Below are 25249 nucleotides of genomic sequence, written 5' to 3' on the forward strand. Positions count from 1 at the left end.
CCAGGGACCCAATGATTAACAGTCATTTGCTCTACCGACTGAGCTATCGCGGAACAACGATGCGTATCCTACTGTTTACAAAGGGGAAGTCAACCCCGTGGAAGCGCTTCGATGACCTCGACGATCGCATTGGTCACGTGGTCGAGGTTGTGCTGATTCAGCGCCGCGACGCAGATCCGGCCGGTGCCGATCGCGTAGACGCCGAAATCGGTACGCAGACGCTCGACCTGCTCGGCGCTCAGGCCGGAGTAGGAGAACATGCCGCGCTGCGCACTGACGAAACCGAATTCCTGCAGGGCGCCCTTGGCACGCAGCTGCTCGACCATGGCCAGGCGCATCTTCTGGATGCGGCTGCGCATTTCGCCCAGTTCCTGTTCCCAGAGCGCGCGCAGCTCGGGGCTGCTCAATACGCTCGCGACCACGGTGGCGCCGTGGGTCGGCGGGTTGGAATAGTTGGTGCGAATCACCCGCTTGACCTGTGAAAGCACGCGCGAGGCTTCTTCGCGGTTGTCGGTGACCAGCGACAGCGCGCCGACGCGCTCGCCGTACAGTGAGAAGGACTTGGAGAAGGAGCTGGAGACCAGGAACGGCACGCCGGCGTCTGCGAACAGGCGCACCGCGGCTGCGTCTTCCTCGATGCTGTCGCCGAATCCCTGGTAGGCGATGTCCAGGAAGGGCACATGGCCGCGCGCCTTGATCACCTCGAGCACCTGCTCCCAGTCCGCGAGGTCGAGGTCGACCCCGGTGGGGTTGTGGCAGCAGGCGTGCAGCACCACGATCGAACGGGGCTGGAGCGCGTTGAGGTCCTCGAGCAGGCCCGGCAGATCGATGCCATGGCTGGCCGCCGCGTAGTAGCGGTAGTTCTTCACCGGGAAGCCGGCCGACTCGAACAGGGCGCGGTGGTTTTCCCAGCTGGGGTCGCTGATGGCGACGGTCGCATCCGGCAGCAGCCGCTTGAGGAAGTCGGCACCGACCTTCAGTGCACCGGTGCCGCCCAGGGCCTGGGTGGTGACGACGCGGCCTTCGGCCAGCAGCGGCGAGTCTTCGCCGAAGATCAGCTTCTGCACGAGGGCGTCGTAGGAGGCGATGCCGTCGATGGGCAGGTAGCCGCGCGGGGCCTGTACCGCCAGGCGTGCCTTCTCCGCTTCGGCGACGGCCCGCAGCAGGGGAATCCGACCTTCCTCGTTGTAGTAGACGCCCACCCCGAGATTGACCTTGTTCGGCCGTGTATCGGCATTGAAGGCTTCGTTGAGGCCCAGGATCGGGTCGCGCGGCGCCATTTCGACAGCAGAGAACAAACTCATGGTGGGAGGGCTCGAAGAGAAGAGGAAAGGTGACGGAGCAGCACCCTCGCTTCGGCGCTAGGGCGGTGCGCAAACGGGGCGGTATTATAGCGATCAAGTTCGCCCGCCGCGACATGCCGCCGGCGATTATCTGATCGATTGGGGCCTGGCCGGGGGCGGCTGTGCTTCTCGTTCGTCGCCATGTGTCTTGCCCGCTGCGTCGCTGATTCCTGGCGCGGTGTGGCCATCTCAACGAGGTCGATATGTCCCAGTTCGAACTGGTCACGCGTTTCAAGCCGGCCGGCGATCAGCCGGAAGCCATCCGGCAGATGATCGAAGGTATCGAGGCCGGTCTGTCCCACCAGACGTTGCTGGGGGTAACCGGCTCGGGCAAGACCTTCAGCATCGCCAACGTCATCGCGCACGTGCAGCGGCCGACGCTGGTGCTGGCGCCAAACAAGACGCTCGCCGCGCAGCTCTACGGCGAGTTCAAGGCATTCTTCCCGAACAATGCGGTCGAGTACTTCGTTTCCTACTACGACTACTACCAGCCGGAAGCCTACGTACCCTCGTCGGACACCTTCATCGAGAAGGACGCCTCGATCAACGATCACATCGAGCAGATGCGCCTGTCGGCGACCAAGGCGCTGCTGGAGCGGCCGGACGCGATCATCGTCACCACCGTGTCGTGCATCTACGGCCTGGGCAGCCCCGAGACGTACCTGAAAATGGTGCTGCACATCGACCGCGGCGATCGTCTCGACCAGCGCGCGCTGCTGCGGCGGCTCACCGACCTGCAGTACACCCGCAACGAGATGGATTTCGCCCGCGCCACCTTCCGGGTGCGGGGCGACGTGATCGACGTGTATCCGGCCGAATCGGACCTGGAAGCGATCCGCATCGAGCTGTTCGACGATGAAGTGGAGAGCCTGTCGGCCTTCGATCCGCTCACCGGCGAAGTGATCCGCAAGCTGCCGCGCTACACCTTCTACCCCAAGAGCCATTACGTGACGCCGCGTGAGACGCTGCTCGACGCCGTCGAGCGGATCAAGGAAGAGCTCAAGGGGCGGCTCGAATACCTGCGCTCGAACAACAAGCTGGTCGAGGCCCAGCGGCTCGAGCAGCGCACCCGTTTCGATCTGGAAATGATCATGGAACTGGGTTACTGCAACGGCATCGAGAACTACTCGCGCTACCTGTCGGGGCGCGAGCCCGGGCAGGCACCGCCGACCCTGTACGACTACCTGCCGGCCGATGCGCTGCTGGTGATCGACGAGTCGCACGTGAGCGTTCCCCAGGTCGGCGCCATGTACAAGGGCGACCGGTCGCGCAAGGAGACGCTGGTGGAGTACGGCTTCCGTCTGCCCTCGGCGCTGGACAACCGGCCCATGCGCTTCGACGAGTGGGAGGCGGTCAGCCCGCAGACGATCTTCGTCTCGGCGACCCCGGGGCCCTACGAGGCCGAGCACGCGGGACGGGTGGTCGAGCAGGTCGTGCGCCCCACCGGTCTGGTCGATCCGCAGATCGAGGTGCGCCCGGCGCTGACCCAGGTCGACGACCTGCTGTCGGAGATCCGCAAGTGCGTTGCCAACGAGGAACGCGTGCTGGTCACGACCCTGACCAAGCGGATGGCCGAGGATCTGACCGACTACCTGGGCGATCACGATGTACGCGTGCGCTATCTGCATTCGGACATCGACACCGTCGAGCGCGTCGAGATCATCCGTGACCTGCGGCTCGGCACCTTCGATGTGCTGGTGGGGATCAACCTGTTGCGCGAAGGTCTGGACATGCCCGAGGTGTCGCTGGTGGCGATTCTCGATGCCGACAAGGAAGGCTTCCTGCGCTCGGAGCGTTCGCTGATCCAGACCATCGGGCGGGCGGCCCGGAACCTGAAGGGGCGGGCGATCCTCTACGCCGACAACATGACCGGGTCGATGCAGCGTGCCATCGACGAGACCGAACGACGCCGCGCCAAGCAGATCGCCTTCAACGAGGCCCATGGCATCACGCCCCAGGGCGTGACCAAGGATGTGCGCGACATCCTCGAGGGCGCCACGGTGCCCGGTTCGCGCAGCAAGAAGCGGCGCGGCGAGGCCAAGGCGGCGGAGGAGAGCGCGCGCTACGAGAACGAGCTGCGCTCGCCGAGCGAGATCACCAGGCGCATTCGCCAGCTCGAGGAAAAGATGCTCTCGCTGGCGCGCGATCTCGAGTTCGAGGCCGCGGCCCAGGCCCGCGACGAGATCCACAAGCTGCGTGAGCGGCTGTTGCAGGTCTAGGGCGCCTGTGGAGCGAGCGGGCGGGTGCCTGTTACCATCGCGGCTTTACGGCGCCGCCGACGGGGCGGTGCCTTCCCGCTGTCGATCCAGAGAATCCAATGACCACCGTTCGTACCCGCATCGCGCCTTCGCCCACCGGTGACCCCCACGTCGGCACGGCCTACATCGCCTTGTTCAACCTCTGTTTCGCCCGTCAGCACGGCGGGCAGTTCATCCTGCGCATCGAGGATACCGATCAGCTGCGCTCGACCCGTGAGTCGGAGCAGCAGATCTATGACGCCCTCCGCTGGCTGGGTATCGAATGGGACGAGGGCCCGGACGTCGGTGGGCCGCACGGGCCGTACCGGCAGAGTGAGCGGGGCGAGATCTACAAGCGCTACTCGGACGAACTGGTCGCCAAGGGTCATGCCTTTCCCTGCTTCTGCAGCGCCGAGCGTCTCGACCAGGTGCGTGCCGAGCAGATGGCCAACAAGGAAACCCCGCGCTACGACGGCCATTGCATGCACCTGGCGCCGTCCGAGGCGCAGCGCCGCATCGCGGCCGGCGAATCCCATGTCATCCGCATGAAGGTGCCGAGCGAAGGCGTCTGCCAGGTCCAGGACATGCTGCGCGGCACCGTCGAGATCGGCTGGGACCGCATGGACATGCAGGTGCTGATGAAGGCCGACGGGCTGCCCACCTACTTCCTCGCCAACGTGGTCGACGATCATCTGATGGGCATCACCCACGTCCTGCGCGGCGAGGAGTGGCTGCCGTCGGCGCCCAAGCTGATCAAGCTGTACGAATACTTCGGCTGGGAGCAGCCGCAGCTGTGCTACATGCCGCTGCTGCGCAACCCGGACAAGAGCAAGCTTTCCAAGCGCAAGAACCCGACCTCGGTGACCTTCTACGAGCGGATGGGCTTCCTGCCCCAGGCGATGCTCAACTACCTGGGGCGCATGGGCTGGTCGATGCCGGACGAGCGGGAGAAGTTCACCCTGGACGAGATGATCGAGCATTTCGACATCAATCGCGTCTCGCTGGGCGGGCCGATCTTCGACATGGAAAAACTCTCCTGGCTGAACGGCCAGTGGATTCGCGAGCTGAGCGTCGAGGCCTTTGCCGGCGAAGTGCAGAAGTGGGCGCTCAACCCCGACTACCTGATGAAGATCGCCCCCCACGTGCAGGGCAGGGTGGAGACGTTCAGCCAGATCGCGCCGCTGGCCGGGTTCTTCTTTGCCGGGGCACTGCCCCTGGACGCCTCGCTGTTCGAGCACAAGAAGCTCGATGCCACCCAGGTGCGCCAGCTCATGCAGCTGACGCTGTGGAAGCTGGAAGCGCTGCGCCAGTGGGACAAGGAGTGCATTACCGGCTCGATCCAGGCGGTGGCCGAGCACCTGCAGCTCAAGCTGCGCGACGTCATGCCGCTGATGTTCGCTGCCATCACCGGCCAGGCGAGTTCGGTGTCGGTGCTCGATGCGATGGAAATCCTCGGGCCGGACCTGACGCGTTTCCGGCTGCGTCAGGCGCTGGAGCTGCTCGGCAGCGCATCGAAGAAAGAAACCAAGGAGTGGGAAAAGCTCTTCGCCTCCATCGCGTGAGCGACGAGCGGTCGGTTCGCTGGAAATCACCGCTGAGGTGCCGGGCGTTTCGTTAAGTATTTGTTCTGCTGCCAAAAATCTTTTGCGCGTTGGAAAAAATATCATTGACACTGCCCGGGTCCGACCCTAATATGCGCCCCGTCCTTGAGATGGGGCTATAGCTCAGCTGGGAGAGCGCTTGCATGGCATGCAAGAGGTCGACGGTTCGATCCCGTCTAGCTCCACCAAATCTCGGATAACGAATTGCCACCAACCCGCCTGCCGGCGGGTTGCGTTTCAGAAGGGATTGCGTCCCCTTCGTCTAGTGGCCTAGGACACCGCCCTTTCACGGCGGTAACAGGGGTTCGAGTCCCCTAGGGGACGCCACTTTTCGCAGTGCTTGCACTGCACGTCGAGAGACGTAAATTCGGGGCTATAGCTCAGCTGGGAGAGCGCTTGCATGGCATGCAAGAGGTCGACGGTTCGATCCCGTCTAGCTCCACCAATTCCACGGTGCGTCCGGCGGTAATGGATGCATCTCGAAGGTTTCGTCCCCTTCGTCTAGTGGCCTAGGACACCGCCCTTTCACGGCGGTAACAGGGGTTCGAGTCCCCTAGGGGACGCCAGTTTTATTTGCCCGTTTTGGGTGCCAAAGGGTCATTTCTCACGAGATGGCCCTTTTTGTTTTGCCTGCGATTCAGGCGGTCGAGGGTGTCAGGTATTCGCTGCCTTTATCGACGGCCCTCGGACGCTGCGGGTTTGCTAGGGTAGGCCGATCGGGCGGGACATCGCCGGGGCGCGCGGTCTGTTCCGTGGCGCTCTCGCGCCGCTTCCGACGCCACGACCGCTCACATATCTGCACGCGAGGTTCGCATGATCTTTCAGAAGGCCGACGGGTTCATCATCGACATCGAAGTCGGCGCCGAGCATATCGATGGGCTGGGACATGCCAACAACGCGGTCTACGTGTCATGGCTCGAACGCTGCGCCTGGGAGCATTCCCAGCATCTGGGGCTGGGGCTGGACGATTACCGGCGCCTCGACCGGGCCATGGCGGTGCTTCGCCATGAGATCGACTACCTGGCGGCAGCCTATGAAGGGGACCGGTTGCAGCTGGCGACCTGGATCGTGGATTCGGATCAGCGCTTGAAGATGAAGCGCAGCTTCCAGCTGGTTCGCCCGTCGGACGATGTGACGCTGGTCAGCGCGCTGACCACCTTCGTCTGCATCGAGCTCTCCAGCGGCAGGCCAAGGCGGATGCCACCGGAGTTCGTCGAGGGATACGGCAAGGCGCTGGTCCAGCCCTATCCGCTGGAGTTGTGAAGCGCTAGCCGCCACCCTGTTCGGGGCGCTTCGCGTCGCTCTCGCGGCGCTGCTGGGCATCCTCGCGCCAGTCCTCCTGGACCTCGTTGCGCATCTTGGTGCTCACCCCGTCGGGGTCGCGGTCATGGACGTCGACATCGCGGTCGGTGTGGGTTTCCTGCATAGCGCTGCCCTGGGTCTGGGTGCCGCTGCCCTGCTGAGCGAGCAGCTCGCTGGAAAAAGAGGCCGCTAGGACAAGCGCGCCAAGCTTTATCATGTTCATGGTCGATCTCCTGACGCGGTGACGAAGAGGACGCGTCTATTTAACCGACCCGGGCAGTCAGAAATTGTTCGTTCCACCCGATCAGGTCTTGCGCAAGCTTCGATGACGCAGCGAAAAATCATTCACGTCGATTGCGATTGCTTCTACGCGGCGATCGAGATGCGCGACGACCCGAGCCTGGCGCAGCGCCCGCTGGCCGTGGGCGGCTCGGCCGACCGGCGTGGGGTGATCTCGACCTGCAACTACGAGGCACGCGCCTTTGGCGTGCGTTCGGCCATGGCCTCGGCGCATGCCCTGAAGTTGTGTCCTGACCTGTTGATCATCAAGCCTCGCTTCGAGGCCTACCGGGAAGCCTCGCAGGAAATCCACACGATCTTTCGCACCTATACCGACCAGATCGAGCCGCTGTCGCTGGACGAAGCCTTTCTCGACGTCAGCGGATGCGAGCATTTTTCCGGCAGTGCGACACGCATCGCCCAGGACATTCGCCGACGGGTCTGGCAGCAGTTGCGCATCACGGTGTCGGCGGGCGTGGCGCCGAACAAGTTTCTCGCCAAGATCGCCAGTGACTGGAAAAAGCCCGACGGCCTGTTCGTCATCACGCCCGATCAGGTGGACGATTTCGTGCGCGTGCTGCCGGTGGCCAAGCTGCACGGCGTGGGCAAGGTGACGGCGGAAAAACTGTCGAGGCTGGGAATTCGGGACTGCGGCGATCTACGCGAGTGGAAACGGCTGGACCTGGTACGCGAGTTCGGCGCCTTCGGCGAACGGCTCTGGGGGCTGGCGCGGGGGATCGACGAGCGTCCCGTTCAGGTCGAGAGCCGGCGCCAGTCGGTGAGCGTCGAGCAGACCTACGATCGCGACCTGCCCGACCTCAACGCCTGCCTGATGCGCCTTCCCGAGCTGCTGGGCGATCTGGAGAAGCGTCTGGCGCGGCTGGACAGCGGTTACCGGCCGGGCAAGCCGTTCGTCAAGGTGAAGTTCCACGACTTCACCCAGACCACGCTGGAGCAGAGCGGGGCGGGGCTCGCGCTCGAAGACTACGCCTCGCTGATGGCCACCGCCTTCGCGCGCGGCGGCAAGCCGGTGAGGCTGCTGGGGGTCGGGGTTCGGCTGGTCGATCTGCGTGATCGCTTCGAGCAGCTGCGGCTGTTTTGAGCGGGAACGAAAAGGGCCGCATCGAGCGGCCCTTTCGCATTGCGATAAAAGAGGGGAATCCCCGGCCTGCCTGTACCAAGGTCCCCGAAACTGGTTACAGGTCCTAATGCAGGGGTTGTGCCAGTTTCGTTCGGATGGGGAATCAATCGAGCCTTGAGGCCTGTGGATCGTCCGCAGGCCCCGGCGTTTGGCGTTTGCCCCTGTCCGGGCGGCGACTGAGCGGTGCTCGCGAGCCGACATGGGCAGGGATGGCGCTTCGTCCAGCGGCTTTCAGGGGGCTTGCTGAGGCGCCTGGATGGCGCAGCGGCTCATGGGAATGCGCGAGAATGGCGCACGTCACTCCTCGGCCGGCCACAGGCGGATGGGGGCGCCCTGGGCGGGCCACAGGCGCAGCTGGTCGAGGTTGGAGATGTCCCAGCGCTGGACCTGGCCGAGGGTGTCGAGGAAGCGTCGCTCCTGCGCCATGATCGCTTCGCCGCAGGCGCGGCGCGTGCTGCCCAGTTCGCTGAAGCGAAGCTGCTCGCCGTCACGCACGTAGCTGCCGAACCAGTGGTTGCAGCCGCCGTTGCCATACGCGCGGCCTTCGGACAGGACCAGCGTGAGCTGGGTCCGGCCGATCACCGGTTCGTCACCGATCCATTCGGCGGCGTAGGTGAGGTTCTCCTGCAGCGACGTGGGCTCGGTTGCGCAGCCGCCCAGTCCGAACACCAGCGGTGAAAGCGCGAGGGCCACCGATCTCATGACTGCTGCGTCCGGCACGTGCCGCACAGGTGCTTGCCTTGCGCGACGCTCGCCCAGCCGAGCTCGGCGATGCGCGCTTCGGCGGCCGGTTTGCGGGCGGCTTCGCCCAAGGCCGCATCGACCGCGAATTCGAAGTCCAGGCGCTTCCCGCAGCTGTCGCAGTCGACCTGCCAGTTGAGGATTTCCAGTTCGCGGAACACCGGGCCCTTGGCGACCGCCAGCCATTGGCCGGGTGGATTGATCAGGTGGCGGACCTTCTCGACGGTCAGGCGCTGCGAGAGTTCGCGGCTGCCCTTGAGGGTGACCAGCAGGGTGTCGCCGGCGCGAACGGAGCCGCCGGTTCCGGTGACCTGGTAGCGTCCAGGCGCCAGTGCGCGGCATTCACTCAAGGTATGGGCGGGGTTGAGCAGGGTGTAGCGGAAATCGTGTTCGGCCATTTCGATCGACTAGCAAGCAGCAACGACTGCGGGGTTCGTCATGCTAGCACGGCGAACCCCGTCACGCTGCGGCGGCCGGGCCGCGGGCGGCGGCTCGGCCGGCGGCGCTCAAAGGCGCTTGCTGGCGAAGGTGGTCTCGAAGAAGCGCTGCATATCGGCCCAGGAGCGCTCGTCGGCCTGCTTGTCGTAGCCCAGGTCCAGGCCGTGGCCGGCATGGGCGTCGGCGTTCGGGTTGCTGAAGCCGTGCTTGGCGCCGGGCAGGCTGACGAACTGGAAGTCGGCGCCGGCCTTGACCATCTCGGTGGCGAGCGCGCCGATGTCGTCTTCGCTCACCATGCTGTCTTCGCTGCCGTGCTCGACCAATACCCGCGCCTTCACGCTACCCGGAGCGGCCCGCGTGGCGGTGGCGAGGGCGCCGTGGAAGCTGACCACGCCATCGAGCGGAACGCCCTGGCGCGCCATGTCCAGCACTACCTTGCCGCCGAAGCAGTAGCCGATGGCACCGAGCCGGGACGCGTCGGTCTGCGGCTGTGCCTTGAGCAGTTCGAGGCCCGCGTTGAAGCGGCCCTTGGCGGCGTCGGCATTGGCCAGCGCGGCTTCCATGAAGCCCATCGCGTCCTTGGGATGCTCGGTGTTCTTGCCTTCGCCGTACATGTCGATAGCCAGGGCGCTGTAGCCCAGTTCGGCCAGGTCCCGCGCGCGGCGCTTGGAATAGTCGTTCAGGCCCCACCATTCGTGGACCACGACGATGCCGGGGCGCGCGCCTTCGATGGCGTCGTCATAGGCGTAATAGCCGATCATCCGCGTGCCGTCGGCCGCCGTGTAGGGGATTTCCTGGGTCTGGATCTCGGCGTGGGCGAGCGCGCTGAAGGTCATCAGCAGGCTGAGCAGGCGTAGGCGCATCGAAGTGTCTCCCTTGGGTCATGGCCCGCCCGGGCAGGGCGGGCCGCTGTTGGACTGTTGCCGGTGGCGCGGGTTTCGGCCAAGGGATGAGTTTATGCGACGGTGGTCGGTGGTGTGGCGCGGTCCTTCGCAGGGGCAGGTGTCCGGCAAGTCATTGGCGCGATCGCACCGCACATGCCACCTGCGGTGCGGTCTGTGGTAGGTTGCGCGCGTTTTTTTGCCTGCTCGACGGAGACCGGACGCCCATGGCAACTCCCACTGACACGACCCACCTCAGGCAGGGCACGGCAGCCTATCGGCGGGCGACGCTGGCGTTGTTCTGTGCAGGTTTCGCCACCTTCGCGCTGCTGTACTGCGTGCAGCCCCTGTTGCCGTCCCTCGCTTCGGCGTTCCGGGTGTCGGCGGCCAGCAGCAGTCTGGTGTTGTCGCTGAGCACGCTCAGTCTCGCGGTCAGCCTGCTGGTCGCCGGCGCGCTGGGCGAAGCCTGGGGGCGCAAGCCGGTGATGGCCGCCGCGCTGGGACTTTCATGCCTGCTCGGGCTGGCCTGCGTGCTGGTCGAGTCCTGGCAGCTGCTGCTGATCCTGCGCACGCTGCTCGGGGTGGCGCTGAGCGGGTTGCCGGCGCTGGCGATGGCTTACGTCGGCGAGGAATTCGAGCCCGCATCGCTGCCCGCGGCGATGGGTCTGTACATCGGTGGGACGGCGCTGGGCGGGTTGCTCGGTCGGCTCCTGGCCGGCCTGCTCAGCGATATCGGTGGCTGGAAACTGGCGTTGGGTGGCATCGCCGCAATGGCCCTGCTGTCGCTTGCACTGTTCTTCTGGCTGCTGCCGGCTTCCCGGCATTTCAAGGCCCAGCCGCTGTCGCTGCGCGGGCTGGCCGGCAACTTCGCCGCTCACCTGCGCAGCCCCATACTGCGCCGGCTGTTTCTGCTCGGCTTCCTGCTGATGGGCGGCTTCGTCGCCCTGTTCAACTACATCGGCTTTCGCCTGGCGGGGGACCCGTTCAGGTTGTCTTCCACCGTCATCGGTCTGCTGTTCACCGTCTACCTGGCGGGCATCCTCAGTGCCGGCTGGGCAGGGCGGCTGGTGCCGCGGTTCGGCGCGCGACAGGTGTTGCTGCTGGGGGTCGCGCTGATGCTGGTCGGCGTCGGTCTCTGCGCGACGCCGTGGCTGGCGGCCATCATCCTCGGGCTGGGGTTGTTCACCCTGGGATTCTTCGCGGCCCATGCGGTGGCCAGCGGGCAGGTGGGCTATCACGCCCAGGGCGCCAAGGCGCAGGCTTCGGCGCTCTATCTGTTCGCCTATTACCTGGGGTCGAGCCTGGTGGGCTACCTGGGTGGCTACATCTGGGAGCATGCCGGCTGGCTGGCGCTGGTCGCCGCGCTGGCGGGCCTGTTCGTGCTCGCTGGTGGACTGGCGCGACGCTTGCCATAGCGCCACGCGGGCTCATTCCTCGCGTTGCCGTCCGCTGAAGGTCAGCGTGGCCCGGCAGCGCCGGCAGATGTAGCGCCGTCCCTTGGCCACCAGCGCGTGGCGCTGCGCGGTGAAGGCGAACTCCTGTTCGGCGCAGTCGCAGCGGTAAAGGTAGCGGGTGCCGCGCCGGCGGGGCACTTCGTAGGTGTGGCAGCGGTCGGGGGGCAGCTCGTACACACCGCGCATGATCAGCTGCCATTCTTCCCCGTGGGGCCTGATGTGCGGGCCGAACAGCTGGTGGGCGACCAGGTGGGCGACTTCGTGCGCCACCGTCTGGTGCAGGAAATGCTCGCGGTTCTGTTCGTAGAGCTGGGCGTTGAAGCGCAGCAGGTTTTGCTGCAGATGCGCGACGCCGGCCTTCTGCCCGCGCAGCTTGAGGCTGACCTCGGGGCGGGCAAAGGGCTGTTTGAAAAAGGCCTCGGCGAGCTGATAGCAGCTCTCCACACGGGCCAGCAGGCGTTCGGGCATGATCGGGGCTCCAGGCAGGCCGCGATTATGCCAAAAGCGGGCAGCCCTTACAGACCGCCTGGCTCTTCCTGGGGTCGCTCGTCCTGGGTGCCGTAGCTCTGGGCTTCCTGGACGGTGCGCTCGTAGGTGGGGTCGAGGGCCAGCACCCAGAACAGGATCATCGGCACCTTGAGGTTGACCAGCACCAGCAAGCCGATGCCCCAGGTGCAGGCGCCGTAGAAGAAGGTCTTGCGCTTGTCGATGTGCATGAACCTGGGCAGGCCGATGAACAGCAGGTAGGTCGAATAGGCGCCGGCGGCGAGCAGCACGAAGATGGCCATCCAGCGCGTCGGATAGAGCGCGCCCAGCCCGGCGATCAGGAAGGGGCTGATGATGTAGGCCACGAAGCCCACGCACTGGTTGAAGGTCGCGCGGGATTCGAAGTGGCGCGACAGCCAGCGCAGCAGCAGGCCCATGATGAAGGTGCCGAGGATGATGGTGATGTAGATCAGCCCGCTCAGCAGCAGTGCGCTGCGGGTATCGAGGCGGATGCGCTCCGCATCGACCAGGCTCCAGCCGACGTAGCGGGTACCGATGAACATGCAGATCGCCGGCAGCAGGGTGAACAGCAGCAGGTGGGGAATGTACTTCGAGCTGTTCTTCGCCTCGTCGCGGCGAATGTCCGCCCAGGCCTTTTCAGGCTTGGTCATCAGGGTAAACAGGTGCGGGATCATTGGACTCTCCATCTGCCTTCGGGAGCCGTCATGCGATTCGGTTCGCAGGCCGGTGATGCTGTTTAGAACGGCAGATGAAGCGAGGGTTTCGTTGCCGGTGCGGGTGCGACAATGAAACGGGCCGCGCAAGGCGGCCCGTTGGCGGGATCATGGCGGTCAGCGCACGTAGACCGGGCCGATCCCCATGCCCCAGGTGATGACCGACACGGCGATGATGGCCACCAGCACGACCAGCCCCACCGCCAGCACCGAACTGGAGAACAGGAAGCCCTCGTCGGACGGAATGTTCATGAAGGTCGGCATGCCCACGTAGAGCAGGTACACCGTGTAGCAGATCGAGGCGGTGCCCACCAGCATGCCCAGCCACAGGTGCGGGTAGAGCGCCGCGAGGCCACCGATGAACAGGGGCGTTGCCGTGTAGGCGGCGAACACCACGCACTGGGAGAAGGTCGGGTTGGAATCGTAGGTGCGCGACATCCAGTGGATGAAGGCGCCCATCACCGCAACGCCGGCGAGCATGCACAGGTAGGACATCAGCGTGAGCTGGAAGGCGCTCGATTCGGTGAGCTTCACCGGTGTGCCGCCGCCGATGCTCCAGCCCATCTGCGTTGTGCCGATGTAGGCGGAAACGGCCGGAATCGCGGCCAGTATCAGCACATGGGTCAGGTACATGTGGCTGATGGTCTCTTCTTCCCCGCGAATCTGTTGCCACTCTTGGCCCGGATGCGTGAACAGGCCCCATACATGATTGATCATGCAGACTCTCCTCTTGGTAGGAGGTCGCGCGCGTAACCAATCGTCCCCGGCGTGCGACCTTGTGTCGCAGTATAGGAAGCCGGGCACGCCGCGTGCGGCGTGGGTTAGAGCGTTTCGAAGCTAGCGGTTCAGCGGTAATAGCGCTGCAATATTTCCATCGCCAGGTTGATCGACTGCAGGCGCGTGGTGCTGCCGCCTCGGTCGGGATGATGCAGGCTGACCAGCTGCCGGTAGCGCAGCTTGATGGCCGCGAGGGTCAGCGGCTGCGGCGCCGCGTCGAGTTCGAACAGTTCCAGCGCCGCACGCTTTTCGTCGCCGCCCTGCATGCGCGTCCAGAAGCTTTCGAGCAGCTTCTCGACGTCTTCCTCGCGGGTGTCGCGCAGGTTGCTCAGGTCCAGGTAGTACGTGCGCAGCGGGTCCTGGAGCGCCACCTCGTCGCTGCCTTCGGCGTAGGGCAGCAGCTGGATGCACAGCGGGGAGATCGACAGCTGCGCCGAGCGTTCGGCCAGCAGGCGGTCTCGCAGCAGGTAGAGGGCGTTGAACACCAGGAAGTGCGTACGGAACAGCACCAGCTTGTCCGTCAGCGGAAGGTTCGGGATGCGCGTGCTGTGACGGCTCTTGAGCTGCTGGATGAGCTGGTATTCGCCGCAGCCCTGGGGCTGCTCGCGCAGGAGTATCAGCAACTGGTCGGGGAGCTCCAGCTCCGGGGGTAGGTCCTTGTTCATCGATGCAGCCTAGCACGGGCGGCGCGGCAGCGGACGGTCGGCCAGTCGATGGGGTAGGGGCGCGGCACGTTTGTGCGTAAAATGCGCGCCTTTCGCACTATTCCCGGATTCCTGAGCACCATGGGCACCCTTTCGGTCAACCAGAACAAACTGCAGAAACGCATCCGTCGTCTCGCCGGCGAAGCCGTCACCGATTTCAACATGATCGAGGACGGCGACAAGGTGATGGTCTGCCTGTCCGGCGGCAAGGATAGCTACACCATGCTCGACGTGCTGCTCTATCTGCAGAAGGTGGCCCCGATCCGCTTCGAGATCGTCGCGGTGAACATGGACCAGAAACAGCCCGGCTTCCCCGAGCACGTGCTGCCGCAGTACCTGGAATCGGTAGGGGTGCCGTACCACATCATCGAGAAGGACACCTACTCGGTGGTCAAGGAGAAGATCCCCGAGGGCAAGACCACCTGCTCGCTGTGTTCGCGCCTGCGCCGCGGGACGCTGTACACCTACGCCGACGAGATCGGCGCGACCAAGATGGCCCTCGGGCACCATCGCGACGACATCCTCGAGACCTTCTTCCTCAACATGTTCTACGGCGGCACCCTGAAGGCCATGCCGCCCAAGCTGCTGTCCGACGACGGGCGCAACGTGGTGATTCGCCCCCTGGCCTACTGCAACGAGGCCGATATCGAAGCCTACGCGCGGATCCGGGAGTTCCCGATCATCCCGTGCAACCTCTGCGGCTCGCAGGAAAACCTGCAGCGCCAGGTGGTCAAGGAGATGTTGCAGGAGTGGGAGCGCAAGAGCCCCGGACGCACCGAGATCATGTTCCGCGCCTTGCAGAACGTGGTGCCCTCGCAGCTGGCCGATCGCAACCTCTTCGACTTCCAGAGCCTCAGGATCGACGACAGCGCGACGCCGCGCTTCCTCGACGTGATGAGTCTGTAAGGCAGGCCGATGCGCGACTATAAATGGCTGCATGAGTACTGCCTGAACCGCTTCGGCTCGGCCGCGGCGCTGGAGGCGCGTCTGCCGCAGCCGCTGACCCCCGAGCAGCTCAGGGCCATCCCCGACGACCGTTACCTGTCGCAACTGAGCCTGCGCATCTTCCGTGCCGGACTCAAGCACAGCCTGGTGGATGCCAAGTGGCCGGCCTTCGAGCAGGCGTTCTTCGGTTTCGATCCGCACAAGGCGGTGCTGATGGGCGGCGAGCACATCGAGCGGCTGATGCAGGACGCCCGGCTGATCCGCCACCTGGGCAAGCTCAAGAGCGTGCCGCGCAACGCGCAGCTCATCCTCGACGTGCAGCGGGAGCGGGGCAGCTTCGCCGCGCTGATCGCCGACTGGCCCGTGACCGACATCGTCGGGCTCTGGCGCTACCTGGCGAAGCACGGCAACCAGATGGGCGGGCTGTCGGCGCCGCGCTTTCTGCGCATGGTCGGCAAGGACACCTTCGTCACTACTCAGGACGTGGTGGCGGCGCTGAGCGCCCAGGGGATCATCGACAAGGCGGCGACCAGTCAGCGCGACCTCGCCGCGGTCCAGGCCGCCTTCAACGAATGGCAGACCCAGAGCGGGCGCCCGCTCTGCCAGCTATCGTTCATGCTGGCGCACACGGTCAACCACTGAGCGGTCGGCGTGCGCTCTTCACCCGAAGGAGCCGCCATGGAGCGGAACATTGCACGCCTGGTCGAGGCCCTTGGCCAGGCCGAACGCACGCTGATCATCACCGGCGCGGGCCTTTCGGCCGATTCGGGGCTGCCGACCTATCGCGGGCTGGGTGGTCTGTACAACGGTCATACGGCCGAAGGCCTGCCCATCGAGGCCGCGCTGTCCGGGCCGATGCTGGCCCGCGACCCGGCGCTGTGCTGGAAGTACCTGGCCGAACTGGGCAAGGCTTGCCTGGGGGCGAGGCCGAACGCCGGCCATCACGCCATCGCCGATTACCAGCGACGTGCGCCCGGCTGCTGGGTCCTGACCCAGAACATCGATGGTTATCACCGCGCCGCCGGTAGCCCGCCCGAGCGGCTGATCGAGATCCACGGCGAGCTGCAGCCCTTGTTCTGCCAGCGCTGCGGTAGCCCGGACCCCGAGCTCGACGCCCATCTGGGCCGGCCGCTGCCGCCACGCTGCGCGCAGTGTGGCGGGGTGCTGCGACCGCCGGTGGTGCTCTTCGAGGAGATGCTGCCGGCGCAGGCGCTCGAGACGCTGCAGCGTGAAGTCGTGCGGGGCTTCGATGTGGTACTGGCGGTGGGCACCACGGCGAGCTTTCCCTACATCGTCGAGCCGATCCTGCGAACCCGCCAGCAGGGCGGCTTCACCGCCGAGATCAACCCGGCCGAAACGGAGCTCTCGGGCATTTTCGACGTACGTCTCGCCGCGAGCGCGGCAGACGTTTTGCCGCACGCACTTGGTCACATTTCCCGTGATAGAAATTGATCATCGACCCCATTGAAGGCATAGTCGCGCCACCTTCAATTTCCCAGACACGGTCGTGCCCATGCTCAAACGCTTCGCACCCCTCGTGCCTTTCGCACTCTTTGCTCTGCTGGGCGCCTGCGCGACGGCGCCCCAGACCCCCGACAGCGGTGCCACCGCCCAACCGATCCGCGCCGCGGTCGGTCCGGCCAAGCTCAAGCTTTCCGAACTGCCCGAAGCGCCTGCCGAGGTGCAGGTCGGCGATTTCGACCAAGACCATGACTACAGGCTGCCGCAGCTGGCCGACAGCGTTCTCGAGCGCGGCTTCGGCCTGGTGGGCACGCCTTACCGCTACGGCGGCCGTTCGGTGAAGACCGGCTTCGACTGCAGCGGCTTCGTCGGTTTCGTGTTCCGCAAGGAGACCGGGATCGAGCTGCCTCGCTCCACCGGCGAGATGATCAAGCTGGACGCCCCCAGGATACGCCGCGATCAGCTCGTCCCCGGCGACATCGTCTTCTTCAACAACCGTGGTCGCGGTCGTGTCAGCCATGCGGGCATCTACATCGGCGACGACCAGTTCATCCATTCGGCCAGCCGCCGCAGCGGCGGCGTTCGTGTCGACAGCCTGGACGATGCCTACTGGCGCGCCAGCTTCATGGAAGCCAAGCGCATCCTCGCGTCGGCGCCGTCGAGCCAGGTGATCGCGCGGCATCCGTAATCTTCTGTAATCACGGCGGTGCTCTGCGCCGCTGCTCCTGGTCTTTCGCGGGTTGCGTTCCGGCAGGCATGGCGGCAGAGTGACAGCTTTCCGTCCGGACCGCCTGCCATGCCTGTTACGGCTCGCCTCTGCGTCATTTCCCTGCTTGCCCTGTTGGCCGCATGCGCCAGCCAGCCGCCATCGGCTCCGCCGGTCGCGCCGCAGATCGTCGCACCTGCCGGAAGCTTTCCCCGCGCCGCCGAAGACGTGCTGTTCCGCGCCCTGGGCCTGGTCGGCACGCCCTATCGCTACGGCGGCAACACCCCCGAAGGCGGTTTCGACTGCAGTGGCCTGATCGGCTACGTCTACCGCGATGCGGCGGGCGTCGCGCTGCCGCGCACCACCCAGGAACTCAGCCGCATGCGCGCTTCCTCGGTGCGCGCCGATGCGCTGGGCCCGGGCGACCTGGTGTTCTTCGCCACCAGTGGCGGCAGCCGTGTCAGCCATGCCGGCATCTACGTGGGCGAGGGGCGCTTCGTCCATGCCCCGTCGACGGGCGGAACGGTGCGCCTGGACAGCCTCTCCAATGGCTACTGGAAGAACAGTTTCCTGAGCGCCAAGCGCGTGCTCGACAACGAGCGCCTGGCCCACAATCCCTAGCCGGCCACATCCGCGCCGGCCGCCTGACCGGAGACCGCAATGACCGCGCGCACCCTTCAGCTCGACGACGCCCTCCATCGCTACCTGCTCGACGTATCGCTGCGCGAATCCGCGCTGCTGCGTCGTCTGCGCGAGGAAACCCAGGCCCTGCCCCGGGCGAGCTGGCAGATATCGCCGGAGCAGGGCCAGTTCATGAACCTGCTGGTGCGCCTGATCGGTGCCCGGCGGATCGTCGAGGTCGGCACCTTCACCGGCTACAGCGCGCTGTGCATGGCCGAGGCGATGGGGGAGCAGGGCCGGCTGATCTGCTGTGACCTGCCGGGTGACTACCATGCGATCGCCCGGCGTTTCTGGGAGGAGGCGGGTGTCGCCCCGCGCATCGACCTTCGCCCGGGGCCGGCGCTCGACACCCTGGCCACGCTGCGCGAGGAGGTTGCCCCCGGGCATTTCGACCTGATCTTCATCGACGCCGACAAGGCCAACTATCCGCAGTATCTGGAGCACGCCCTGGTGCTGGTGCGCGAGGGCGGGCTGATTCTCTTCGACAACACCCTGTGGAGCGGCCGGGTCCTCGAAACCGAACCGGCGAGCGCCGATACCCGGGCGATCCAGGCGCTCAACCTGGCCTTGCGCGACGACGAGCGCGTCGACCTTTCGCTGCTGCCGCTCGGCGACGGGCTGACGATCTGCCGCAAGCGTTGAGCCATGGCGCAGACGATCCGGTTGCCGCCCCAGCCGCAGGCCTGCGAGCTGTGCGGACGCGAGGCCGTCCTGACGCGCCACCACCTGATCCCAAAATCCCTGCACGACAAGCCCTACGTGCGCAAGCGCCACGGGCGCCTGGAGCGCATCACCGCCACGCTGTGGGTCTGCCGGCCCTGCCATGACCAGATCCACAAGGTGCTGAGCGAGAAAGAGCTGGCACTCCTCTACAACACCCGCGAAGCGCTGCTGGCGCATCCGCGGATTCAGACTTTCGTCCAATGGCTTTCGCGCAAACCGGCCGGATTCATGCCGCGGCACTAGTGCTGCGGGGCATTGCCGCGCTGTCGGTCAGAAAATCGCCCGATACGCCTCATCTATTTCCGGATGTTTCCGATAGCCGATGAGGCTACTATCTGGGCCCCTTTTCTGGCTGCGCGCCATGCGCGTGAACGTCCCCCTTTCCGGTACTCCGCAATGCTGTCCTCGATTCTGATAGGCCTGGCCCTGATCGCGCTGCTCGGCGTGATATTCGAAGAAAAAACCCACGTGAACAAAGCCAAGGTGACCCTGTTCTTCGGCACCCTGTCCTGGGTGCTGCTGTTCGTGTTCTCCTCGCCCGGCGAAGAGCGGGGCCTGGTGATCGAAAGCCTCAACGAAAACATCGCCGACATCGCCGGGCTGTGGATCTTCCTGGTCGCGGCCATGACCTTCGTCGCCTACCTGAACAAGAAGGGCATGATCGAGACGCTGATCTACCTAGTCCTGCCGGCGCGGATCAGCGAGCGCGCCTTGCTGTTCCTCACCGCGCTGTTCTGCTTCGTGTTCTCGTCGCTGGCCGACAACATCACCGCCACGCTGGTGTCGATCACCCTGATCCTGTCGCTGCGACTGGATGCGGCCAAGACCATCAAGTTCGCGACCCTGGTGGTGTTCGCGGTTAACTCCGGTGGCGTGGCGCTGATCACCGGCGATGTCACCACCCTGATGATCTTCCTCGCCGGCAAGGTCAAGATTCTCCAGTTGCTGGCCCTGGCGCTGCCCGCGTTCGCCGCCGTGATGCTGCTCGCCTTCATGCTCTCGATTGGCATGAGCGGCGAGGTGACGGTGACCAAGAAGCGCACCGAGGTACGTGGCGTGGACGTGGCCATTGCGCTGATCTTCCTGGGCACCATCCTCTCGACCATCGCCGGCAATTTCTTCTTCCAGATCCCGCCGGTGCTGACCTTCCTGACTGGCCTGTCGATCATGTTTCTGGTGGCCCGCTTCTTCAACGAGGACAACGACACCGATCCGATCCTGGAGTACGTGCGTCAGGTCGAGTTCGAAACCCTGTTCTTCTTCCTCGGCATCCTGCTGCTGGTCGGCATGCTCAAGGAAATCCAGGTGCTCGACGGGCTGGTGCGTGTCTACGACATGATCCCGGCCGTGGCCGCGAACTACCTGATGGGCGTGCTCTCGGCCGCGATCGACAACGTGCCGCTGACCGCCGCGCTGCTCAAGTCCGGGCTGGTCATGGGCACGGCCGAATGGATGGTGCTGACCTATGCGGTGGGGGTGGGCGGCTCGCTGCTGGTCATCGGCTCGGCGGCCGGCATCGTCGCGATGAGCAAGGTGCCCGGCCTGACCTTCGGCAGCTACCTCAAGTATTTCCTGTTCCTGTTCATCGCCTTCAACTGCGGTTTCGCCGGGGTTTACCTGCTGGGCCAGCTGATGGCTGCCGGGTAGCTGCGGGTGGCGCGCGCCATCGCGCAGATGTTTCCTGATCCTTCGCAACGGAATTTCCCTGCACAACGAAGGGTCTAGCCCCCTGAGCCTGGCGGCAAACCGACGCCAGCCGGAGTGAAGGAAGGGGTGCGATGGCGATCAGCCGACCCGGTCGTTGGAGCGCCGGCCTTGCCGGTTTCGTGTTGATCGTGGCGAACACGCTGTGCGCCGCGGCCACGCCGCAGGACGACGACTCGCTCGCCCGCGGCGAATACCTGGCCCGCGCGGGCAACTGCCTGAGCTGCCACACCCGCGAGGGCGGGGCGCCGTTCGCCGGCGGCGTGCCGTTCGAAACGCCGTTCGGCACGCTCTATTCCACCAACATCACCCCGGATCGCGACACCGGCCTCGGCCAGTGGAGCGACGAGGACTTCGTGCGCGCCCTGCACGAAGGCATCGGCCGCCGGGGCGAACACCTCTATCCGGCCTTTCCCTACACCGCCTATACCAAGATGAGCCGCGACGACGTCCTGGCCATCAAGCAGTACCTGGACGGCCTCGAGCCGGTCGCCTACCAGCCGCCGGAGAACCGGCTGCGCTTTCCGTTCAACCAGCGCGCCACGCTGGCAGCCTGGAAGCTGGTGAATTTCGAGGCCGGGCGGTTCCAGCCCGATCCGAACGCCAGCGACGAGGTCAACCGCGGCGCCTACCTCAGCGATGCCGTCGGCCACTGCGGCGAGTGCCATACCCCGCGGACCTTCACCCAGGGGCTCGACAAGCAGCGGCATTACGCCGGGGCGACGCAGCAGGGCTGGACGGCATGGAACATCACCAGCCATGCGCGCGGTATCGGCGACTGGTCGCAGGACAAGCTGGTTCGCTACCTGTCGACCGGCCACCAGCGTGGCGAGGCGGTCGCCGGAGGGCCGATGGCCGAAGTGGTCAGCGACAGCCTGAGCTGGCTCAGCGACGAGGACATCCGGGCGATCGCGAGCTACCTCAAGCAACTGCCCGCCCGCGAGGGCACGGTGCCGGCGCGCAGCGAAATCGAACCGGCCGGACCCGATCCGGACGATCCGATCCACGGGCTTTTCGTGGCGGCCTGCGAGAGCTGCCACTACCCGGACGATCGGGGCGCCGGCGGTCCTTATCCCTCGTCCTTTCCCAATTATTCGGCCGTGCGCGACCCGGCCGGCACCAACCTGATCCGGGTGATGCTCGACGGTCTGGTGCGCGGCGGTCGCGCCAATCCGGCCTTCATGCCGGCCTATCGCGACCTGCTCACCGACGAACAGATCGCCGAGCTGGCCACCTACATCGGCCAGCGGTTCGGCGGCCACGACACCACTTTCAGCGCGGACGACGTTGCCGCGCTGCGCGACTGACAGGAGCGTCCCATGGCCCTTTCTCTGCACGTCAATGGCCAGGTTCACCCGGTGTCGGCCGACGCCGATACGCCGTTGCTCTATGTGCTGCGCAACGAGCTCGGCCTGAAGGGGCCCAAGTTCGGTTGCGGGCTGGGCGAATGCGGCGCCTGCACCGTGCTGGTCGAGGGCTCGCCGGTCCGCTCGTGCGTGTTGCCGGTGGCGTCGTTCGCCGAGCGCGAGGTGACCACCCTCGAAGGGCTGGGGAACGCCGACAATCCCCATCCGCTGCAACAGGCCTTCATCGACGAGCAGGCCGCCCAGTGCGCCTACTGCATCCCGGGCATGATCATGTCCGCCCAGGCGCTGCTCGCCCGGGTGCCGGAGCCCAGCGAGGCGCAGATCAGGCAGGCGTTGATGGCCAACCTCTGCGGCTGCGGCACCCACGTGCGGATCCTGCGCGCGGTGCAGCGGGCGGCCCGCGCCATGGCCGGGGAGCGCCGGGTATGAGCGGATTTTCCCGGCGTCGATTCCTGCAGGGCTGCTCGGCGGCGCTGGTGGTGGGGTTCAGCCTGATTCGTCCGGTCTCGACCCTGGCGGCCCAGGCGCTGGCGGCCGACGCGCCGGACAAGCCCATCGATGGCGAGCAGCTCGACGCCTGGCTGGTGGTTCGCGACGACGGCCACGTGGTGGTCTACAGCGGCAAGGTGGAGCTGGGCACCGGTATCGAGACGGCGCTGCGGCAGATCGTGGCCGAGGAGCTGGGCGTCGCCTTCGCCGCGACCTCGCTGGTTCAGGGCGATACGCAGCTGACGCCGAACCAGGGCGTCACGGCGGGCAGCAAGACGATCCAGGTCGGTGGCCGGCAGTTGCGCCGCGCGGCCGCCACGGCCCGCGAGGCCCTGCGCCAGCGTGCGGCCGAGGCGCTCGGGGTACCGGGCGATGCGTTGCAGCTGCAGGACGGCCGGGCCAGCGTGCGGGAGCGGACGGAGCAGGCCGTCAGCTACGCCGAGCTGATCGGTGGACGGCCCTTCGCCCAGCCGGTCGACCGCTCGGCGCCGCTGCTCGCGCCGGCGAGCTACCGCCTGGTCGGCACCTCGGTGCCGCGGGTGGACATACCGCCCAAGCTGTTCGGCGAGTTCAGCTTCGTCCAGGACATCCGCCTGCCGGGCATGCTCCACGGCCGGGTGATACGTCCGCCCATCACCGGCGTCAGCGCCCTGGAGGCGAAGATCGAGTCGCTCGACGACAGCGCCTTGCCCGACGGCGTGCAGGTGGTGCGCCGGGGCGCCTTTCTGGGCGTGGTGGCGCAGAGCGAGTGGGCCGCGATCCAGGCGGCGCGATCACTGAAGGTGCAGTGGTCGCACGACGTGGCGCTGCCGGAGATGGAACGGCTGTACGACTACCTCGAGGCGCTGCCGGCCAGCACGTCGCGCATCGTCGACCGGGGCGAACTGCACCCGCAGTTCGAGGCGGCCGCCCGGGTGCTGGAGGCGCGGTACGAATGGCCTTACCAGAACCATGACTCCATAGGCCCGTCCTGTGCGGTGGCCGATGTGCGTGATGGGGACATCACCGTCTGGTCCGGCACCCAGGGGCCGCACCAGTTGCGCGAGGTGCTGGCGGCCCTGGCCGAACGGCCGAAGGAGTCGATCCGGGTGATCTACGCCGAAGCTTCGGGTTGCTACGGCCACAACGGTGCCGACGATGTCGCCGGCGATGCGTTGCTGCTGTCCCAGGCGGTCGGCCGACCGGTGCGGGTGCAGTGGTCGCGTGAGGACGAACATGGCTGGAACCCCAAGGGCCCGGCGATGCGGATGCGCATGCGGGGCGCGCTGAACGATGCGGGGGAGGTGCGGGGCTGGCACTTTCGCAACTGGACGCCGACGCACTCGACGCGCCCGGGTCCGGATGCCGGCGACCGTGCCCTGCTGGCAGGCATGCTGATCCACGGCATGCCGGAATTCAGCCGCCACGTGGGCGGCGATCGCAACGCGCCGGTCGACTATCGCTTCGAGCACTGCCGGGTCGAGGTGAACTGGCTGAAGGTCGCCGACACGCCGCTGCGCCCATCGGCCTTGCGCGGCCTGGGCGCGGTGCAGAACTGTTTCGCCAACGAGAGCTTCTTCGACGAACTGGCCCATGCGGCCGGCCGCGATCCGCTCCAGATGCGGCTGCAGTATCTGGACGACCCGCGTGCACGCGCGGTGCTCGAGGCGGCGGCCGAGCGTGCCGGCTGGCAGACGCCACGGCGGGGCGAGCGACGCTGGCGCGAAGGTACCGTCAGCGGTCGCGGGCTGGCCTATGCGCGCTACGAGAATGAAAACGCCTATGTCGCGGTGGTCGCCGATGTCGAGGTGAGCGAGCGGGGCGTGCGGGTCACACGGGTCACCGTGGGCCATGACTGCGGGCTGATCATCAACCCCGACGGGGTGCGCAACCAGGTCGAAGGCAACGTGGTACAGGCGATCAGCCGTACCCTGAAGGAGCAGGTGATCTTCGGCCGCGAAGGGGTGACCAGCCTGGAGTGGGGCGCCTATCCGCTGATCACCTTCGCCGAGGTGCCGGAGGTCGACATCGTGTTGATCGACCGCCCCGGCGAGCCTTCGGTGGGCGCCGGCGAGGCGGCCAGCGCGCCGATACCGGCGGCCATCGGCAACGCGATCTTCGATGCGACCGGCTTGCGCCTGCGTCAGGCGCCCTTCACCCGGCAGCGCCTGCTGGCGGCGCGCGACGCCTGAATCACCAGTGCAGGTTGAAGTGCGAACCGAGCACGAAATGCCCGTCGAGCAGATCCCAGCGCTCCACGCACACGGCTTTCCGGCCTTCGGTACGCAGGCGCAGTCGATTGAACGAGTTGGGCGAGGTGCCGCGCACCCGGGAGGAGAGGGTGGTGCCGGCCTGCACCATCCAGATCTCCCGTGACAGGCTCTGGTACTGCTTGGACAGTGGCAGCACGTAGGGCAGGTGGATATGCCCGCCCATGACCATGTCCAGGCCGGCCTCGGCCCAGCGTTCGAGGGCGGGTTGCGCGCCGTGCTGCAGGTTTCTCAGGTCGCTCGGCACCATCGCGCCGAACGGCTGGTGGGCGACCACGATGCTGACCTTGCGCCGGTCGCTGCGCTCGAGCTTGCGGCACACCGCGTCGACCTGTTCGGGCGTCACCAGGCCGTCCTTGTGCCGTTTCGGCGCCGTGGTGTTGAGGCCGATGATCAGCGCATCCTCGTTCTCGAAGGTCGGCTCCAGGTCGTCGCCGAAATGTTTGCGGTACTGGCCGTAGGGGCTGAGGAAGCGGCGCACTAGGTTGTACAGCGGAATGTCGTGGTTGCCGGGGATCACCAGGCTGTCGGGAATGCCGTGGCCTTCGAGGCGCTGCATGAAGGCACGGGCCGCGGCGAACTGGGCCGGGCGGGCGCGCTGGGTGATGTCGCCGGACAGGATCAGCAGATCGGCTCCATGCTCCACCACGTGCCGTTCCATGGCGTCGAGAACCGCCGGCTGTTCCGTGCCGAAGTGGGTGTCGGAGATCTGCAGGATATGGGTCATGGGGCTCGGGCATCCTTCTTGTCGTGAGCGATGAGCATTGCTCATTCGAAGCTCGAGCGCGCCGGGCGTTCCGATGGGC

The 25249-nt window shown here is 66.2% G+C and carries 26 protein-coding genes and 4 tRNA genes; 20 read left to right on the forward strand and 10 right to left on the reverse strand.

Annotated elements, in window-relative coordinates:
* Positions 1-89 precede the first annotated feature (89 nt).
* Positions 90-1304: an amino acid aminotransferase gene (locus DN824_RS04075; RefSeq protein WP_138407071.1), complete on the reverse strand. Its 1215-nt coding sequence runs from the start codon at positions 1302-1304 to the stop codon at positions 90-92.
* Positions 1305-1546: 242 nt separating this feature from the next.
* On the opposite strand from DN824_RS04075, the gene uvrB reads away from it, so the two are divergent.
* From uvrB to DN824_RS04110, 7 genes are all read left to right on the forward strand, one after another.
* Entirely contained in the window at positions 1547-3562 is a 2016-nt protein-coding gene (uvrB, locus tag DN824_RS04080) for an excinuclease ABC subunit UvrB (protein ID WP_138407072.1), read from the forward strand.
* A 98-nt stretch (positions 3563-3660) separates the two neighbouring features.
* Positions 3661-5142 (forward strand): glutamate--tRNA ligase, encoded by a 1482-nt coding sequence (gene gltX, locus DN824_RS04085; RefSeq protein WP_138407073.1) that lies wholly within the window; start codon positions 3661-3663, stop codon positions 5140-5142.
* Positions 5143-5293: 151 nt separating this feature from the next.
* A tRNA-Ala gene (locus tag DN824_RS04090) sits at positions 5294-5369 on the forward strand.
* Positions 5370-5432: 63 nt separating this feature from the next.
* Positions 5433-5508, forward strand: a tRNA-Glu gene (locus tag DN824_RS04095).
* A gap of 42 nt (positions 5509-5550) precedes the next feature.
* Positions 5551-5626: transfer RNA gene (locus tag DN824_RS04100), tRNA-Ala, on the forward strand.
* A gap of 45 nt (positions 5627-5671) precedes the next feature.
* A tRNA-Glu gene (locus tag DN824_RS04105) sits at positions 5672-5747 on the forward strand.
* Between the two features lie 247 nt (positions 5748-5994).
* On the forward strand, positions 5995-6444 hold the full coding sequence (locus DN824_RS04110) for an acyl-CoA thioesterase (RefSeq protein WP_138407074.1): 450 nt from the start codon (positions 5995-5997) through the stop codon (positions 6442-6444).
* A gap of 4 nt (positions 6445-6448) precedes the next feature.
* Here the strand turns inward: DN824_RS04110 and DN824_RS04115 are convergent, their stop codons facing one another.
* On the reverse strand, positions 6449-6706 hold the full coding sequence (locus tag DN824_RS04115) for a hypothetical protein (RefSeq protein WP_138407075.1): 258 nt from the start codon (positions 6704-6706) through the stop codon (positions 6449-6451).
* A 102-nt stretch (positions 6707-6808) separates the two neighbouring features.
* Between DN824_RS04115 and dinB the strand changes: the two genes are divergently transcribed.
* Positions 6809-7864: a DNA polymerase IV gene (gene dinB, locus DN824_RS04120; RefSeq protein ID WP_138407076.1), complete on the forward strand. Its 1056-nt coding sequence runs from the start codon at positions 6809-6811 to the stop codon at positions 7862-7864.
* Between the two features lie 336 nt (positions 7865-8200).
* On the opposite strand, the gene DN824_RS04130 is transcribed toward dinB, so the two are convergent.
* The 3 genes from DN824_RS04130 to DN824_RS04140 form a co-directional block, all read right to left on the reverse strand.
* The gene (locus DN824_RS04130) at positions 8201-8605 is read right to left on the reverse strand and encodes an META domain-containing protein (protein ID WP_414718349.1); all 405 of its coding nucleotides are present in this window, start codon (positions 8603-8605) and stop codon (positions 8201-8203) included.
* Complete coding sequence (locus tag DN824_RS04135; RefSeq protein ID WP_138407078.1) at positions 8602-9042, reverse strand: hypothetical protein; 441 nt, start codon at positions 9040-9042, stop codon at positions 8602-8604. Before DN824_RS04135 ends, DN824_RS04130 begins: the two co-directional genes overlap by 4 nt.
* A gap of 108 nt (positions 9043-9150) precedes the next feature.
* Positions 9151-9945, reverse strand: a complete 795-nt coding sequence (locus tag DN824_RS04140; protein ID WP_138407079.1) for a dienelactone hydrolase family protein — start codon at positions 9943-9945, stop codon at positions 9151-9153.
* Positions 9946-10190: 245 nt separating this feature from the next.
* Between DN824_RS04140 and DN824_RS04145 the strand changes: the two genes are divergently transcribed.
* Positions 10191-11378, forward strand: coding sequence for an MFS transporter (locus tag DN824_RS04145; protein WP_138407080.1), 1188 nt, complete (start codon positions 10191-10193; stop codon positions 11376-11378).
* A 12-nt stretch (positions 11379-11390) separates the two neighbouring features.
* Here the strand turns inward: DN824_RS04145 and DN824_RS04150 are convergent, their stop codons facing one another.
* From DN824_RS04150 to DN824_RS04165, 4 genes are all read right to left on the reverse strand, one after another.
* Complete coding sequence (locus DN824_RS04150; RefSeq protein WP_138407081.1) at positions 11391-11885, reverse strand: SprT family zinc-dependent metalloprotease; 495 nt, start codon at positions 11883-11885, stop codon at positions 11391-11393.
* Between the two features lie 47 nt (positions 11886-11932).
* Complete coding sequence (locus DN824_RS04155) at positions 11933-12598, reverse strand: Yip1 family protein (RefSeq protein WP_138407082.1); 666 nt, start codon at positions 12596-12598, stop codon at positions 11933-11935.
* Between the two features lie 156 nt (positions 12599-12754).
* Positions 12755-13354: a Yip1 family protein gene (locus DN824_RS04160; protein WP_138407083.1), complete on the reverse strand. Its 600-nt coding sequence runs from the start codon at positions 13352-13354 to the stop codon at positions 12755-12757.
* A 128-nt stretch (positions 13355-13482) separates the two neighbouring features.
* Positions 13483-14079, reverse strand: coding sequence for a DNA-J related domain-containing protein (locus DN824_RS04165; RefSeq protein WP_138407084.1), 597 nt, complete (start codon positions 14077-14079; stop codon positions 13483-13485).
* A 120-nt stretch (positions 14080-14199) separates the two neighbouring features.
* On the opposite strand from DN824_RS04165, the gene ttcA reads away from it, so the two are divergent.
* From ttcA to DN824_RS04220, 11 genes are all read left to right on the forward strand, one after another.
* Positions 14200-15024 (forward strand): tRNA 2-thiocytidine(32) synthetase TtcA, encoded by an 825-nt coding sequence (ttcA, locus tag DN824_RS04170; protein ID WP_138407085.1) that lies wholly within the window; start codon positions 14200-14202, stop codon positions 15022-15024.
* 9 nt (positions 15025-15033) lie between these two features.
* A complete protein-coding gene (locus tag DN824_RS04175) occupies positions 15034-15705 on the forward strand; it encodes a DNA-3-methyladenine glycosylase I (RefSeq protein ID WP_138407086.1) in 672 nt (223 codons plus the stop codon).
* Positions 15706-15741: 36 nt separating this feature from the next.
* Positions 15742-16515 carry an NAD-dependent deacylase gene (locus tag DN824_RS04180; RefSeq protein ID WP_138407087.1) on the forward strand — a complete coding sequence of 258 codons (774 nt, stop codon included), beginning with the start codon at positions 15742-15744 and terminating at the stop codon, positions 16513-16515.
* 61 nt (positions 16516-16576) lie between these two features.
* A complete protein-coding gene (locus DN824_RS04185) occupies positions 16577-17212 on the forward strand; it encodes a C40 family peptidase (protein WP_138407088.1) in 636 nt (211 codons plus the stop codon).
* A 108-nt stretch (positions 17213-17320) separates the two neighbouring features.
* Positions 17321-17851 carry a C40 family peptidase gene (locus tag DN824_RS04190; protein WP_138407089.1) on the forward strand — a complete coding sequence of 177 codons (531 nt, stop codon included), beginning with the start codon at positions 17321-17323 and terminating at the stop codon, positions 17849-17851.
* Positions 17852-17890: 39 nt separating this feature from the next.
* Positions 17891-18553, forward strand: a complete 663-nt coding sequence (locus tag DN824_RS04195; protein WP_138407090.1) for an O-methyltransferase — start codon at positions 17891-17893, stop codon at positions 18551-18553.
* 3 nt (positions 18554-18556) lie between these two features.
* Positions 18557-18877, forward strand: a complete 321-nt coding sequence (locus tag DN824_RS04200) for a hypothetical protein (RefSeq protein WP_138407091.1) — start codon at positions 18557-18559, stop codon at positions 18875-18877.
* Positions 18878-19030: 153 nt separating this feature from the next.
* Entirely contained in the window at positions 19031-20281 is a 1251-nt protein-coding gene (nhaD, locus tag DN824_RS04205) for a sodium:proton antiporter NhaD (RefSeq protein ID WP_138407092.1), read from the forward strand.
* Positions 20282-20412: 131 nt separating this feature from the next.
* Positions 20413-21645 (forward strand): c-type cytochrome, encoded by a 1233-nt coding sequence (locus DN824_RS04210; RefSeq protein WP_138407093.1) that lies wholly within the window; start codon positions 20413-20415, stop codon positions 21643-21645.
* Between the two features lie 12 nt (positions 21646-21657).
* Positions 21658-22134, forward strand: coding sequence for a (2Fe-2S)-binding protein (locus DN824_RS04215; protein ID WP_138407094.1), 477 nt, complete (start codon positions 21658-21660; stop codon positions 22132-22134).
* Positions 22131-24365 (forward strand): xanthine dehydrogenase family protein molybdopterin-binding subunit, encoded by a 2235-nt coding sequence (locus DN824_RS04220; protein WP_138407095.1) that lies wholly within the window; start codon positions 22131-22133, stop codon positions 24363-24365. Before DN824_RS04215 ends, DN824_RS04220 begins: the two co-directional genes overlap by 4 nt.
* 1 nt (position 24366) lies before the next feature.
* Here DN824_RS04220 and DN824_RS04225 read toward each other — a convergent pair whose 3' ends face one another.
* Positions 24367-25170: a metallophosphoesterase family protein gene (locus tag DN824_RS04225; RefSeq protein WP_138407096.1), complete on the reverse strand. Its 804-nt coding sequence runs from the start codon at positions 25168-25170 to the stop codon at positions 24367-24369.
* Between the last annotated feature and the right edge of the window lie 79 nt (positions 25171-25249).

The organism is Stutzerimonas nosocomialis (assembly GCF_005876855.1).
Lineage (GTDB): Bacteria > Pseudomonadota > Gammaproteobacteria > Pseudomonadales > Pseudomonadaceae > Stutzerimonas > Stutzerimonas nosocomialis.

What these genes read in the sequence shown, in the direction of transcription:
- DN824_RS04075 (WP_138407071.1), bottom strand. Translation starts at nt 1,304, where the DNA reads ATGAGTTTGTTCTCTGCTGTCGAAATGGCGCCGCGCGACCCGATCCTG.
- uvrB (WP_138407072.1), top strand. Translation starts at nt 1,547, where the DNA reads ATGTCCCAGTTCGAACTGGTCACGCGTTTCAAGCCGGCCGGCGATCAG.
- gltX (WP_138407073.1), top strand. Translation starts at nt 3,661, where the DNA reads ATGACCACCGTTCGTACCCGCATCGCGCCTTCGCCCACCGGTGACCCC.
- DN824_RS04110 (WP_138407074.1), top strand. Translation starts at nt 5,995, where the DNA reads ATGATCTTTCAGAAGGCCGACGGGTTCATCATCGACATCGAAGTCGGC.
- DN824_RS04115 (WP_138407075.1), bottom strand. Translation starts at nt 6,706, where the DNA reads ATGAACATGATAAAGCTTGGCGCGCTTGTCCTAGCGGCCTCTTTTTCC.
- dinB (WP_138407076.1), top strand. Translation starts at nt 6,809, where the DNA reads ATGACGCAGCGAAAAATCATTCACGTCGATTGCGATTGCTTCTACGCG.
- DN824_RS04130 (WP_414718349.1), bottom strand. Translation starts at nt 8,605, where the DNA reads ATGAGATCGGTGGCCCTCGCGCTTTCACCGCTGGTGTTCGGACTGGGC.
- DN824_RS04135 (WP_138407078.1), bottom strand. Translation starts at nt 9,042, where the DNA reads ATGGCCGAACACGATTTCCGCTACACCCTGCTCAACCCCGCCCATACC.
- DN824_RS04140 (WP_138407079.1), bottom strand. Translation starts at nt 9,945, where the DNA reads ATGCGCCTACGCCTGCTCAGCCTGCTGATGACCTTCAGCGCGCTCGCC.
- DN824_RS04145 (WP_138407080.1), top strand. Translation starts at nt 10,191, where the DNA reads ATGGCAACTCCCACTGACACGACCCACCTCAGGCAGGGCACGGCAGCC.
- DN824_RS04150 (WP_138407081.1), bottom strand. Translation starts at nt 11,885, where the DNA reads ATGCCCGAACGCCTGCTGGCCCGTGTGGAGAGCTGCTATCAGCTCGCC.
- DN824_RS04155 (WP_138407082.1), bottom strand. Translation starts at nt 12,598, where the DNA reads ATGATCCCGCACCTGTTTACCCTGATGACCAAGCCTGAAAAGGCCTGG.
- DN824_RS04160 (WP_138407083.1), bottom strand. Translation starts at nt 13,354, where the DNA reads ATGATCAATCATGTATGGGGCCTGTTCACGCATCCGGGCCAAGAGTGG.
- DN824_RS04165 (WP_138407084.1), bottom strand. Translation starts at nt 14,079, where the DNA reads ATGAACAAGGACCTACCCCCGGAGCTGGAGCTCCCCGACCAGTTGCTG.
- ttcA (WP_138407085.1), top strand. Translation starts at nt 14,200, where the DNA reads ATGGGCACCCTTTCGGTCAACCAGAACAAACTGCAGAAACGCATCCGT.
- DN824_RS04175 (WP_138407086.1), top strand. Translation starts at nt 15,034, where the DNA reads ATGCGCGACTATAAATGGCTGCATGAGTACTGCCTGAACCGCTTCGGC.
- DN824_RS04180 (WP_138407087.1), top strand. Translation starts at nt 15,742, where the DNA reads ATGGAGCGGAACATTGCACGCCTGGTCGAGGCCCTTGGCCAGGCCGAA.
- DN824_RS04185 (WP_138407088.1), top strand. Translation starts at nt 16,577, where the DNA reads ATGCTCAAACGCTTCGCACCCCTCGTGCCTTTCGCACTCTTTGCTCTG.
- DN824_RS04190 (WP_138407089.1), top strand. Translation starts at nt 17,321, where the DNA reads ATGCCTGTTACGGCTCGCCTCTGCGTCATTTCCCTGCTTGCCCTGTTG.
- DN824_RS04195 (WP_138407090.1), top strand. Translation starts at nt 17,891, where the DNA reads ATGACCGCGCGCACCCTTCAGCTCGACGACGCCCTCCATCGCTACCTG.
- DN824_RS04200 (WP_138407091.1), top strand. Translation starts at nt 18,557, where the DNA reads ATGGCGCAGACGATCCGGTTGCCGCCCCAGCCGCAGGCCTGCGAGCTG.
- nhaD (WP_138407092.1), top strand. Translation starts at nt 19,031, where the DNA reads ATGCTGTCCTCGATTCTGATAGGCCTGGCCCTGATCGCGCTGCTCGGC.
- DN824_RS04210 (WP_138407093.1), top strand. Translation starts at nt 20,413, where the DNA reads ATGGCGATCAGCCGACCCGGTCGTTGGAGCGCCGGCCTTGCCGGTTTC.
- DN824_RS04215 (WP_138407094.1), top strand. Translation starts at nt 21,658, where the DNA reads ATGGCCCTTTCTCTGCACGTCAATGGCCAGGTTCACCCGGTGTCGGCC.
- DN824_RS04220 (WP_138407095.1), top strand. Translation starts at nt 22,131, where the DNA reads ATGAGCGGATTTTCCCGGCGTCGATTCCTGCAGGGCTGCTCGGCGGCG.
- DN824_RS04225 (WP_138407096.1), bottom strand. Translation starts at nt 25,170, where the DNA reads ATGACCCATATCCTGCAGATCTCCGACACCCACTTCGGCACGGAACAG.